At 60.3% G+C, this 12,282-nt stretch carries 10 protein-coding genes and 1 other RNA gene; all 11 read left to right on the forward strand.

The window, feature by feature from the left end; translation table 11 throughout:
• An RNA gene (gene rnpB / locus ACTH3D_RS10415) (RNase P RNA component class A) lies at nt 1-171 on the forward strand; the annotation flags it as partial.
• Between the two features lie 33 nt (nt 172-204).
• Nucleotides 205-1,161 (forward strand): 16S rRNA (cytosine(1402)-N(4))-methyltransferase RsmH, encoded by a 957-nt coding sequence (rsmH, locus tag ACTH3D_RS10420; protein WP_441667015.1) that lies wholly within the window; start codon nt 205-207, stop codon nt 1,159-1,161.
• Nucleotides 1,162-1,209: 48 nt separating this feature from the next.
• Entirely contained in the window at nt 1,210-1,536 is a 327-nt protein-coding gene (ftsL, locus tag ACTH3D_RS10425) for a cell division protein FtsL (protein WP_441667016.1), read from the forward strand.
• On the forward strand, nt 1,533-3,251 hold the full coding sequence (locus ACTH3D_RS10430; protein WP_441667017.1) for a peptidoglycan D,D-transpeptidase FtsI family protein: 1,719 nt from the start codon (nt 1,533-1,535) through the stop codon (nt 3,249-3,251). The genes ftsL and ACTH3D_RS10430 overlap by 4 nt, the downstream gene beginning before the upstream one ends.
• Entirely contained in the window at nt 3,241-4,830 is a 1,590-nt protein-coding gene (locus ACTH3D_RS10435) for a UDP-N-acetylmuramoyl-L-alanyl-D-glutamate--2,6-diaminopimelate ligase (RefSeq protein WP_441667018.1), read from the forward strand. The genes ACTH3D_RS10430 and ACTH3D_RS10435 overlap by 11 nt, the downstream gene beginning before the upstream one ends.
• Entirely contained in the window at nt 4,827-6,209 is a 1,383-nt protein-coding gene (locus ACTH3D_RS10440; protein ID WP_441667019.1) for a UDP-N-acetylmuramoyl-tripeptide--D-alanyl-D-alanine ligase, read from the forward strand. The genes ACTH3D_RS10435 and ACTH3D_RS10440 overlap by 4 nt, the downstream gene beginning before the upstream one ends.
• An 8-nt stretch (nt 6,210-6,217) precedes the next feature.
• Nucleotides 6,218-7,300, forward strand: coding sequence for a phospho-N-acetylmuramoyl-pentapeptide-transferase (mraY, locus tag ACTH3D_RS10445; protein WP_441667020.1), 1,083 nt, complete (start codon nt 6,218-6,220; stop codon nt 7,298-7,300).
• A 34-nt stretch (nt 7,301-7,334) separates the two neighbouring features.
• Nucleotides 7,335-8,726: a UDP-N-acetylmuramoyl-L-alanine--D-glutamate ligase gene (gene murD, locus ACTH3D_RS10450; RefSeq protein ID WP_441667021.1), complete on the forward strand. Its 1,392-nt coding sequence runs from the start codon at nt 7,335-7,337 to the stop codon at nt 8,724-8,726.
• On the forward strand, nt 8,723-9,943 hold the full coding sequence (gene ftsW / locus ACTH3D_RS10455; RefSeq protein ID WP_441667022.1) for a putative lipid II flippase FtsW: 1,221 nt from the start codon (nt 8,723-8,725) through the stop codon (nt 9,941-9,943). The genes murD and ftsW overlap by 4 nt, the downstream gene beginning before the upstream one ends.
• Entirely contained in the window at nt 9,940-11,025 is a 1,086-nt protein-coding gene (gene murG, locus ACTH3D_RS10460) for an undecaprenyldiphospho-muramoylpentapeptide beta-N-acetylglucosaminyltransferase (RefSeq protein WP_441667023.1), read from the forward strand. The genes ftsW and murG overlap by 4 nt, the downstream gene beginning before the upstream one ends.
• Nucleotides 11,026-11,077: 52 nt before the next feature.
• Nucleotides 11,078-12,282 (forward strand): UDP-N-acetylmuramate--L-alanine ligase (murC, locus tag ACTH3D_RS10465; RefSeq protein ID WP_441667024.1); only part of this gene is annotated, 1,205 nt, incomplete at its 3' end.

Here is a 12,282-nt window from a genome sequence, read left to right on the forward strand (position 1 = left end):
GCCTGGCAACAGTGCGTGGCATGGTAAACCCCACTCGGAGCAAGACCAAATAGGAACCCGTTGGCGCGGCCCGCGCTGGGTTCGGGTAGGTTGCTTGAGGATGATGGTGACGTCATCCCTAGAGGAATGACTGTTCAACGACAGAACCCGGCTTATCGGCTGACTCCCACCTTATTTCCCTTCCTTTACTCCATTGAGACGTGCATGACGACATCTCCCCCGGATGCAGATTCAAGCATCTATCGCCATGCCAGCGTGCTGCTTGATGGTGCCGTTGATACGCTGGTTCATGATCCGGATGGTGTGTATGTCGACGGCACTTTCGGCCGCGGCGGGCATTCCCGGCTGATTCTTGAGCGCCTTGGCAGCGCCGGGCGGCTGCTGGCCATCGATCGGGATCCGCAAGCCATTGCTGAAGCGGCGCGCATCGATGATCCGCGCTTTACCATTGCGCAGGCCGAGTTCGCACGACTTGGTGAGATTGCCGCACAGCATGATTTGCATGGACGCTTGTCTGGCGTGCTGCTTGATGTTGGCGTGTCGTCGCCGCAGCTGGATGATCCGGAACGCGGCTTCAGTTTTTTACGTGATGGCCCGCTGGACATGCGCATGGACCCGACCCAAGGCCAGAGTGCTGCCGACTGGATTGCCACCGCCAGCGAGGCGGATATTGCCCGTGTTTTCAAAAGCTATGGTGAAGAGCGTTATGCTCGCCGCCTGGCGCGCGCTATCGTGGCACGGCGCCAGGAGCGGGCGTTTGAGCGCACCGGTGACCTTGCCGAGGTCATCAAGGAGGCGCACCCCGCTTGGGAGAAAGGCAAGCACCCGGCAACCCGGGCCTTTCAGGGGTTGCGTATCCATGTGAATGGCGAATTGGATCAGCTCGACGCTGCCCTGGCGGCGGCACTTGATGCCTTGGCACCGGGCGGACATCTGGTGGTGATCAGTTTTCATTCACTGGAAGACCGTCGGGTGAAGCGCTTCATCCGCGATCATGTCCGCGGTGATGCCCAGTTGCCGCGCGGTATACCGCTGCGTGATGACCAGATTCCACGCCGCCTGGAAGCGCTGGGTAAAGCACGCCGACCCAGTGCCCAGGAAATCGATGGCAACCCACGGGCGCGCAGTGCGGTCATGCGTGCCGCCCGTAAGCGCTATTGACAATGAATGACGCTGACCAGAATGCTGGTTGATTGAATGAGATATGCCATGAGTGGGGAAGTTCAACGCAGAAAGCCCGTCTATGACTGGCCTATTGTCATTAAGCTCAGCGGCAAGCTTCTGCTGAATCTCATATTGCTGGTGCTGTGTTTGCTGACCGCATTGGCGGTTATCAAGGCAAGTCACGAAACCCGCGAGCAGTACGGTGAGCTGCAGCGCCTCGAAAGTGAGTTCCAGCAGCTGCAGACGGTGTACGGCCAGCTGCTGCTGGAGCAGAGCGCCTGGTCAGCACCGACTCGGGTTGAAGGGTTGGCCGGTGAGCGCCTTGAAATGCGTCTGCCTGAGATTGAGGAAATCGAGGTGGTGCGCCCATGAGTACATTTTCGCGCCGCGGTGTGTCTCCCCGTAAGCCACCACCTGATGCGCCTATGAGCAAATGGCGCTATCAACTGCTGGTCGGCCTGGTGCTGCTGGGGTTGGGGCTGTTGGTGTGGCGCGTGATTGATCTGCACATCGTTGATCGTACCTTCCTTAAAGGGCAGGGTGACGCTCGTACTGTGCGCGTCGACCCCATCCCTGCCCACCGCGGCATGATCACTGATCGCAACGGTGAAGCGCTGGCGATTTCCACACCGGTTGTCACGCTGTGGGCGAACCCTCAGGACTTGCCGGATGACGGAATTCTCAGGTTGCAGCTGGCCCAGGCACTGGGTCAGAACCTCGACCAGCTCAACGAGCGTATCGATCGCTACGCCGATCGCGAATTCATGTATCTGCGTCGACGCATGACGCCTGCCCAGGCCCAGCGTGTTCTGGATTTGCGGGTACCGGGTGTACACAAGCGTGAAGAATACAAGCGCTACTATCCTGCCGGTGAGGTGATTGCCCAGCTGGTAGGTGTGACGAATGTGGACGATCGCGGTCAGGAGGGGCTTGAGCTTGCCTATGACTCCTATCTGGCAGGCGAGCCGGGCCGGCGGCGTGTGCTCAAAGACCGTCGTGGTCAGCTGGTGCGCGATCTCGAAGTACTACGTGAAGCTGAGCCGGGCGGCAACCTGGTGCTGTCGATAGATCAGCGTCTGCAATACATGGCGTACCGCGAGCTGAAAAATGCGGTTGACGAAAACAACGCTGATGGCGGCGTGCTGGTGATGATGGACGCTCGCACCGGCGAGGTGCTGGCCATGGCTAACCAGCCGTCATACAACCCCAATAATCGCGAAGGTCTGGATCCGGCCGGCTTGCGCAACCAGGCCATTGTTGATGCGTTTGAGCCTGGCTCGGTGATCAAGCCGCTGGCTATGGCAGCGCTGCTTGAAACCGGACGCTTTCCCCTGAACACCACAGTCAATACGTCACCCGGGTCAATGCGCATCGACCGCTTCACTATCCGGGATGTCAGCAATAACGGTGTTCTGGACCTGGCTGGGATACTGCTCAAGTCGTCCAATATTGGCATGGCCAAGCTGACGCTGTCACTTGACGAGCCGGTGGTGCCTGATACGTATCGCGCGTTGGGGCTTGGCCAGTCGCCGGAAACAGGCTTTCCCGGTGAGTCCACCGGCACCATGCCCGCACCAGTGCGTTGGTCAAGCAGTCAGTGGGCAGCCCTGTCTTACGGCTATGGCCTGTCGGTGTCCACACTGCAGCTGGCCAGTGCCTTTACCGCCATTGTCAATGAGGGGCGGCGCATGCCGCCGTCGTTGCTGAAACAGCCAGCGGCGCCTGAAGGTGATCAGGTCATCAGCGCTGAGGTCGCCAGACAGGTGCTGCAGATGATGGACAAAGTCGTCGCGCCGGGCACCGGTGCCCGGCGCGCGTTGGTGCCCGGTTACAGTGTGGCTGGTAAGACCGGCACGGTACGCAAGACCGGTAGCAGCGGCTATGAAAGACAGGCTTACCGCAGTCTCTTCGTGGGTATCGCGCCGGCCACCGATCCTCGAATCATCGCTGTGGTGATGATTGACCATCCCCGCGAGGGGGCTTATTACGGCGGTGCTGTCGCAGCGCCGGTGTTCTCGCGCATTGCTGGCAGCGCCCTGCGTATCCTGGATGTGCCGCCAGACATGGAGGTGTCCGTTGACGAATGAACTTCCGCTGGGCGTCGACAGCGCCAGGCTGCTCGACCTGCTGGCCCAACGCTGGCCCGAGCAGCATCAGCTGCTACTTGATGCTGGGCTGGGAGACCGGCTGCCTGAGCGCGTCAGCCTGCATCTGGATAGCCGCAACGTGAAAGGCGGTGACATCTTTTTGGCGGTGCCTGGGGTGAGTGCCGACGGGCGCGATTACATCACTGCAGCGCTGCAAGCCGGCGCCGCCCTGGTGCTAGCTGAGGCACCGCTCAGCGAAACCCAGGCCAGCGGAGCCCCAGCCGCGAATGTCATTGCGCTGGACGGATTGCGAGCCGAGCTGGGTAGCTTGGCTAGTCAGCTTTATCGGGTGCCGGAAACATTAGAGTTGATTGGTGTCACCGGCACCAATGGTAAAAGCTCGGTGACGCACTATATTGCCGCTTTGAGCGAGATGCTGGGCGAGCCGGCGGGTTTGATCGGCACCCTGGGTACCGGTCGGCCGCAGTGTCTTGGTAGCTCGGACCTAACCACGCCCGGCGCGCTGGCGCTTCAGGCGTCACTGGGACAGCTAGCAGCCGAGGGCGTGGTCCGGGTAGCGATGGAGGTGTCGTCTCATGCGCTGGCCCAAGATCGTCTGGACGCTGCCAATATTCAAGTAGCGGTATTTACCAACCTGAGCCGCGATCATCTGGATTACCACGGCAGCATGGCAGCCTATGCGGCAGCCAAGGCGCAGTTGTTCCGTCGCCCGGAGCTTGAGCTGGCAGTCGTCAATGCTGATGATCCGCTGGTGCGGCTGATGCTGGCGGGACTGCCACCTGGCGTCAGGGTGCTGGCCGTCAGCAGTGAGGAAAAAAAGCCACTTGATGACGCTATAACATTGGGTGTGGCGAGCAGTGCTTTACTGCCCGAAGGGTTAGAGGCATTGGTTGCCACACCTGAAGGTGAGCGGCTGCTGACACTACCACTGCTTGGGCGTTTCAACCTCAGCAATGTGCTGCTGGCCATGGCCGTGCTGTATGGCCGGGGCGCTTCGCTTGATGCGCTGTTCGAGGCCGCCGCGCAGCTGACGCCGGTGCCCGGGCGTATGCAGGCGCTGGCTGGACAGGCCGTTGCAAGACCCACGGTGGTCATCGACTATGCGCACACGCCGGACGCGCTTGAAAACGCGCTGGCAGCACTGCGTGAGCATCTGCCAGGTAGCGGGCGGCTGTGGTGCGTGTTTGGTTGTGGCGGTGACCGCGACGCTGGCAAGCGCCCGCTGATGGCTGCCGCTGCAGAGTGCTATGCCGATCAGCTAGTGATCACCGATGACAATCCGCGAAGCGAGCTCCCTGCACATATTCGCCAGCAAATGGTTGATGGGCTATCGCAGCAGGCACAAACCAGCGCCTGGAACATCGGCGGTCGCCGTGAGGCGATTTTGCAGGCGGTCAGCGAGGCGGCGGACGAGGATGTGATTCTGATCGCCGGCAAGGGGCATGAGGATTATCAGGAGATTGCCGGTGTGCGCCATGCGTTTTCGGATCTTGCCGAGGCGCAGGCGGCGCTGGAGCAGCGTGCGAAAGTAAAGTGCGCTCGGGGAGGTGATGCGTGACGCCAGCGGGGTTAACGACGATTGAGCAGGTGGCCAACGCTCTTGGTATGCCGGCCACCTATCTGGTGGCGGACGTGGGCAGCTTGGCCGTGTCCGGTATTGTTACCGACACACGCGAGCTTACCCCAGGAGCGCTGTTTGTGGCGCTGGTGGGTGAGCGCTTTGATGCCCATGATTTTATTGCCCAGGCGCGCGACGCTGGCGCTGTGGCGGCCATTGTAGAAACACCAGTTGATGACCCTCTGCCGCAACTGGTGGTACCAGATACCCGTTTGGCGCTGGGCTTGCTGGGCCGGGCTCGCCGTCGTGCCTGGCAGGGCCCGTTGGTGGGGGTGACGGGCAATAGCGGCAAGACCACGGTCAAGCAGATTCTGGCCAGCCTGCTGGAGCGCAGAGGCAAGACGCTGGCGACCCACGGCAATCTCAATAATGACTTCGGCGCCCCTCTGACGTTGCTTGGCCTGTGTGCTGAGCACCGTCAGGCGGTGGTGGAGCTGGGCGCTAACCATCTGGGAGAGATTGCCTGGACGGCGTCGCTGGCAGAGCCGGACGTGGCCGTGATCACCAATGTTACCGGCGCCCACGTGGGCGAATTTGGCGGCATGGGGCAGATCGCTCAGGCCAAGGCCGAGGTGTTGGTGTCGCTGCCTAGCGACGGGGTGGCTGTGCTTAACCGCGACGATCGCTATTATCCGTTGTGGGAACGGCTCGCATCGCCCCGCCAGGTGCTGGATTTCGGGTTTCATCCATCGGCGCGTCTGCGTGCTGAGACACTGGTCTGTGATTCCCTTGGCCGTTATGCTTTTACGCTTGTTTATAATGGCCGCCAGCTGGGGCGCGTTCAGCTGGCGCTGCTGGGCAAGCATAATGTGGCCAATGCGCTGGCCGCCGCGGCTGCGGCTTTAGCGACGGGTTTTGATGAAAGTCTGTTGGCGGAGGGCTTGGCCAGTGTCGCCCCCATGCCGGGCCGGATGAGCCTGGTCGAGGGGGTGCGAGGCGCACAACTGATGGATGACAGCTACAATGCCAACCCTGGTGCACTTGCTGCTGCGCTCGAGACCCTGGCCAGCCAGCCGTCTCCGCGCTGGTGCCTGCTGGGTGCTATGGGTGAGCTGGGCCAGGCAAGCGAGGCGCTGCATGCCGAAGCGGGCCGCCAGGCCCGGGCACTGGGCATCGATGCTTTACTGACCCTGGGTGCTGAGGCCAGACCTGCTAGCCAAGCCTTTGGCGACCAGGGACATCATTTTGAAAACCGGGAGGCGTTGCTGGGTTACGCTCTCCAACATTTGCCCCCTGATGCCAGCGTGCTGGTCAAGGGATCTCGCAGTGCGGGCATGGAAGCCGTGGTAGCGGCGCTGCGCCCAGATGCTTCAAGGTAACGCTTTTCATGCTGCTTTTTCTGGCTGAGTTTCTGGCGCAATTCCAAAGCGCTTTCAATGTATTCAATTATCTGACGTTGAGAATGATACTGGGTACCCTGACGGCCCTGGTGCTTAGCCTGTGGCTGGGACCGATCTTCATTCGCCGGCTGGTCGAGGGCCAAATTGGCCAAGCCGTTCGTGACGATGGGCCGCAGTCCCACCTGTCCAAGGCGGGGACGCCGACCATGGGTGGTGCGATGATCCTGATGGCCATTGCTGTCAGTACCCTGCTGTGGGGTGATCTGCGTAACCACTATGTGTGGATTGTGCTGGCCGTCACTCTGGGCTTTGGTGCTATTGGCTGGGTGGATGATTACCGCAAGGTAGTGGAGAAAAATCCACGTGGTTTGCCGGCGCGCTGGAAATACCTATGGCAGTCGGTGATTGGTCTGGGTGCTGCTGTTGTGCTCTATATGACTGCTGCCACACCGGTGGAAACCAGCCTAGTTGTGCCGATGCTCAAGGGGGTGATGCTGCCGCTTGGGCTGTTCTATGTGGTGCTGAGCTATTTCGTGATTGTCGGTAGCTCCAATGCCGTCAACCTCACTGATGGCCTTGACGGCTTGGCGATCATGCCCACTGTACTGGTGGCCATGGGCTTGGCCGTGTTTGCTTATGCCAGCGGCAACGTGGTGTTCGCCCAGTACCTGCAGATACCCATGATTCCTGGAGCCGGTGAACTGGCCGTGTTCTGTGCCACCATTGCCGGGGCTGGACTGGGCTTTTTGTGGTTCAACACCTATCCGGCCCAGGTATTCATGGGCGATGTGGGCTCTCTGGCGCTGGGGGCTGCGCTGGGTGTGGTTGCAGTGATTGTGCGCCAGGAGATCATCCTGTTTGTGATGGGTGGCATCTTTGTCATGGAGACCATCTCGGTGATCCTGCAGGTCGCCTCCTACAAGATGACCGGGCGGCGTATATTTCGCATGGCACCGTTGCACCATCATTATGAGCTGAAGGGCTGGCCTGAGCCCCGGGTGATTGTGCGTTTCTGGATTATTACCGTGGTGCTGGTGCTGCTTGGGCTGGCCACTCTGAAAATTCGCTGAGTAGCATCCGGCGATGAGAAACAAGGATAGCGACATGCACAAGGTGCCGGAAGGAGTGACCCTGGTCGTCGGACTGGGTATCTCCGGGCGTGCCATTTGCCGCCACCTTGATCGGATCGGCTGTCCTTTTATGGTCGCTGATACCCGCGCAGAACCGCCGGACCTTGAGTCATTTTATCATGAGTTTCCAGGCGTGGAGCTTCGCTGCGGCCCGCTTGAACGGCTCGATATGAGCGCGGCCCGGGAGATCATCCTCAGTCCGGGCATTTCCCCTTTCGTGCCTGAGCTGGCAGCGCTGAAACATGCCCCGCACAGCCCGCCGGTTATCGGTGAAATTGCACTCTTCCTACGTGCTTGTCAGGCGCCTATTGCGGCGATTACCGGTTCCAATGCCAAATCCACGGTGACCACGTTGCTAGGCGAAATGGCAGCAGAGGCCGGTAAAAAAGTGGCAGTAGGTGGCAACCTGGGCACGCCAGCGCTCGACCTGCTCCATGATGTGCCCGATGCCGAGCTTTTTGTGCTTGAATTGTCGAGCTTCCAGCTTGAAACCACGCCTGAACTGTGCGCAGAAGCCGTGGCCTTTCTCAACCTCAGCGAAGACCATCTTGACCGTCATGGTGACATGGCTGGTTATCGTCGCGCCAAACAGCAGATATTTGCCGGTGCACGTTATGCGCTAGTCAACGGCGAAGACGCTATGACCTGGCCGGATAGCGATGATGAGGTGGCGCAGATTGAGTGCTTTACCACTTTGCCGCCTGCCCTTGGTGAGTGGGGTATTGCAGTCTTGGCTGACCACGGGGTGGCTGGCGGCACCGCCTGGCTGATGCATGGCAGCCGTCCTCTGATGCCGGCAGCGGCGGTGCGTGCGCCGGGGTTCCACAACCAGGCCAATGCGCTGGCAGCACTTGCCATGGGGCACCATTTCGGTTTTCCGCTGGGTGTCATGCGCGCAGTGCTCGAGCGTTTTTCAGGCCTGTCCCACCGTTGTGAACTGGTAGCCGAAGAACATGGCGTGCGCTGGATTAATGACTCCAAGGGCACCAATGTTGGCGCCACCCTGGCGGCCATTGCCGGTATCGGGCCAACGCTAAGCGGGCGGTTGGTGCTCTTGGCCGGTGGGGTTGGCAAGGGGGCCGATTTTTCCCCACTGGCCGAGCCGTTGGCAGCGTATGCACGTGAAGCCATTGTTTTCGGGCGTGATGCGGACCAGCTGCAGCGTGTTCTTGCGCCTCACCTGACGGTGACGAAAGTCATAGATCTGGGTGCAGCCCTGCGGCGGGCAGCTGGCGTAGCTCAGGACGGTGACTGTGTACTGCTATCGCCAGCTTGTGCCAGCCTGGACCAGTTTGCCAACTATCAGGCACGCGGAGAGGCTTTTCGCGATGGCGTGATCCAACTGCATAACGAGGTGGCACCGTGACTCGCTTTCAGCGTCTGCGACAATCATTCTCAACGGCTGATGCCCCTTTTGATGGCTGGTTACCAATGGCTGCACTGGCGCTGATGCTGATCGGCTGGATCATGGTTACCTCGGCATCTACCGAGGTGGCTACTGGGCTGACCGGAAACCCCTGGTACTTCAGCGTCCGCCATGGTGTCTTTGTGCTGTTGGCGTTGAGCGTTGGTTTGCTGATGCTCAGGGTGCCTTTGGCCTCGTGGAAGGCTAACGGACCGCTGCTGCTGTTGGTGGGGGGAGTGTTGCTGGCCGTTGTTCTCGTTGGTGGGCATGAAGTGAACGGGAGTAAGCGCTGGCTATCAATTCCAGGGGTTCCGTTCAATGTTCAGCCCTCCGAATTTGCCAAGCTGTTCCTGATTGTTTACATGGCGTCATACCTTGAACGCTTCCTGCCGGAGGTTCGTTCAAAAATAGGTGCTTTTCTAAGGCCGCTATTAATCGTTGGTATCTATGCCGGCCTGCTGATTCTGGAGCCTGATTACGGGGCTGTGGTGGTGTCAACAGCCTGCGTCATGGGCATGTTATTAATGGCCGGAGCACCGGTGGGGCGCTTCCTTGTACTGATGGCGCTGGTGGTCGTTCTGGGTGCCTTTGTGGCAATTGCCGAGCCTTATCGCATGGCACGACTCACCAGTTTCACCGATCCCTGGGCCGATCAGTTCGCCAGTGGCTATCAGCTGACCCAGGCGCTGATTGCCTTTGGCCGCGGTCACTGGGTTGGTGTTGGACTAGGCAACAGCATACAGAAGCTCTATTACCTGCCTGAGGCGCATACCGATTTTGTGTTTGCCGTACTGGCTGAGGAGCTTGGGTTGATCGGCGCCGTTGTGGTGATTTGTCTGTTCGCGCTGCTGGTATGGCGGGCGATGGCCGTCGGCCGACGTGCTGAGCTCGCTGGTTTACCGTTTGCTGCCTACGCCAGCTATGGCTTGGCACTAATGATTGGTGCCCAGGCATTTATCAATATCGCGGTAAGTAGCGGCATGCTGCCCACTAAGGGGCTGACATTGCCGCTACTCAGCTATGGCGGATCAAGTCTGCTGGTGAACTGCATGATGGTGTCTATTCTGGTGCGGGCGGATATTGAAACCCGCCGTGCTCGGCGCCGACGGCTGGCCCCGCCGCCACAGACTCAGCAGCAGTCGGCGTTACGTGAGTCAGTTGAAGGAGCCCAGGCATGAGCGAAGTACGTCCGCGGCGGGTACTGATCATGGCCGGCGGTACGGGTGGGCACGTCATTCCGGCGTTGTCACTGGCCCGTGGGCTGCGGGATGTCGGTGTTGAGGTAGAGTGGTTGGGTAGCCCACGGGGTATTGAGAACCGCCTAGTGCCAGAAGCGGGTATACCGCTGCATCACGTGGCGGTCAGCGGGCTCAGAGGCAAGGGAGTGGCGGGTTGGCTGTTGGCTCCGTTCCGGTTGCTGCGTGCTGTGCAGCAGGCGATTGGTGTGGTTCGTCGAGTGAACCCTCAGCTGGTGGTGGGGCTGGGTGGTTTTGCCAGCGGCCCTGGCGGTTTGGCCGCCTGGTTGTTGCGCCGGCCGTTACTGATTCATGAGCAGAATGCGGTAGCCGGACTCACCAATCGGGTCCTCTCGCATCTTGCGCGCCGCACTTACACCGCATTTCCGCAGGCTTTTTCTGGCAAGGCCGTACTGGTCGGTAATCCGGTGCGCCCTGAAATTGCGGCACTGGGTGAGACGCCGCGTCAGGTTGAGGAGATGCGGGACAGGGCGCTTCGGCTGCTGGTGGTGGGTGGCTCTCTCGGTGCCCAGTCGCTCAATGAGCGACTGCCGGAGGCGTTGGCCCTGCTGCCTGAACACAAGCGGCCAGAGGTTCATCACCAGGCCGGTCGCGACAAGGATGAGGCGACTCGGGCAGCCTATCTGGCCAAGGGCGTTGCGGCAGACGTCACACCATTTATTGATGATATGGCGGCGGCCTACGCGTGGGCAGATCTGGTAATCTGCCGCGCTGGTGCTCTGACAGTAGCCGAGCTTGCTTCAGCGGCAAAACCGGCACTCTTTGTGCCTTTCCCGCATGCGGTGGATGATCACCAGACAGCCAATGCGGCCGCACTGGTTGCGCAGGGCGCAGCATCATTGCTGCCGCAACACGAGATGAGCGCAGCGCGGCTGGCGGGCAGCCTGACGACGCTGCTGGTTCCGGAATCGCTTGTCGACATGGCTGCCCGTGCCCGTGCGGGCGCACAGCTGGATGCTGTCGAGCAGTTGGTGGCAGGCTGTATGGAGATAGGTTTTGAGTGATAAAACTCTCGGGTCAGTGCCCGGACAAGTTAGCGCGGCGGGGCGTCGCGGCATGGGGATGCGGCAGATACGCCGCATTCACTTCATCGGCATTGGTGGCGTTGGCATGTGTGGCATCGCTGAGGTGCTATCAAACGAAGGCTACCAGGTCAGCGGCAGTGATCTGAAGAGCTCCCCTGTAATACATCGGCTGCGGCGCTGTGGCATTGACGTATCTATTGGTCATGCGGCAAGCAATACCCGCAACGCTGATGTGGTGGTTGTATCCACGGCAGTAGACGCTGACAACCCGGAGATTCGCTGGGCCAATGAGCACCGTGTTCCGGTAGTCCGTCGCGCGGAGATGCTGGCTGAACTGATGCGTTTTCGCCATGGGATTGCCGTGGCTGGGACCCACGGCAAGACGACCACCACCAGCCTGACGGCGACCTTGCTGGCCGAAGGCGGTTTGGACCCCACCTTTGTGATTGGTGGACGTCTGACCAGTGCTGGCGTCAACGCCAGGCTTGGCGCGGGTGACTATCTGGTGGCAGAGGCTGACGAGTCGGATGCGTCCTTCCTTCATCTGCAACCGATGCTGTCAATCGTGACCAATATCAATGTCGATCACATGTCCACCTACGGCGGTGATTTTGAACGGTTGAAAGCGACTTTCTTGGAATTTCTGCATAACCTGCCGTTCTACGGTTTGGCTGTGTTGTGTATCGATGATGTGCATGTCCGTGACCTGCTGAGTCAGGTCAATCGCCGCTTTGTGACCTACGGTTTTGATGAGGATGCGGATTACCGTATCGAAGAGTTTTCTCAGCAGGGCGGCAGCATTTCTTTTGTGGTGCATCGTCCGGAAAGTCAGGTGCCGCTGTCCATCCGTCTGGCCATGCCGGGGCGCCATAACGCCCTGAATGCTCTGGCGGCAATTGTCGTCGCCAGTGATGCCGGAGTTGATGACCAGGCCATCCAGCGCGGGCTGGCAAGCTTTGCTGGCGTCGGACGGCGTTTCCAGGTGCACGGGCAGTTTCCGGCGCCCGGTGGTGAGATGGATGTCATGCTGGTGGATGATTATGGCCATCACCCGCGTGAGGTTGAAATGGTCATTCGCGCGGTCCGCGCCGGTTGGCCGCAGCGTCGACTGGTGATGGTCTATCAGCCGCACCGCTACACGCGTACCCGTGACCTGTATGAGGACTTTGTGCGCGTGCTGGCCGAGGTGGATACGCTGCTTCTGTTGGATGTGTATAGTGCTGGCGAGCCGATGAT

Source organism: Halomonas sp., assembly GCF_052095765.1.
GTDB lineage: Bacteria > Pseudomonadota > Gammaproteobacteria > Pseudomonadales > Halomonadaceae > Halomonas.

Excerpts from the sequence above, each read along its gene's own strand:
- rsmH (WP_441667015.1), top strand. The coding sequence starts at position 205 with ATGACGACATCTCCCCCGGATGCAGATTCAAGCATCTATCGCCATGCC.
- ftsL (WP_441667016.1), top strand. The coding sequence starts at position 1,210 with ATGAGTGGGGAAGTTCAACGCAGAAAGCCCGTCTATGACTGGCCTATT.
- ACTH3D_RS10430 (WP_441667017.1), top strand. The coding sequence starts at position 1,533 with ATGAGTACATTTTCGCGCCGCGGTGTGTCTCCCCGTAAGCCACCACCT.
- mraY (WP_441667020.1), top strand. The coding sequence starts at position 6,218 with ATGCTGCTTTTTCTGGCTGAGTTTCTGGCGCAATTCCAAAGCGCTTTC.
- murD (WP_441667021.1), top strand. The coding sequence starts at position 7,335 with ATGCACAAGGTGCCGGAAGGAGTGACCCTGGTCGTCGGACTGGGTATC.
- murG (WP_441667023.1), top strand. The coding sequence starts at position 9,940 with ATGAGCGAAGTACGTCCGCGGCGGGTACTGATCATGGCCGGCGGTACG.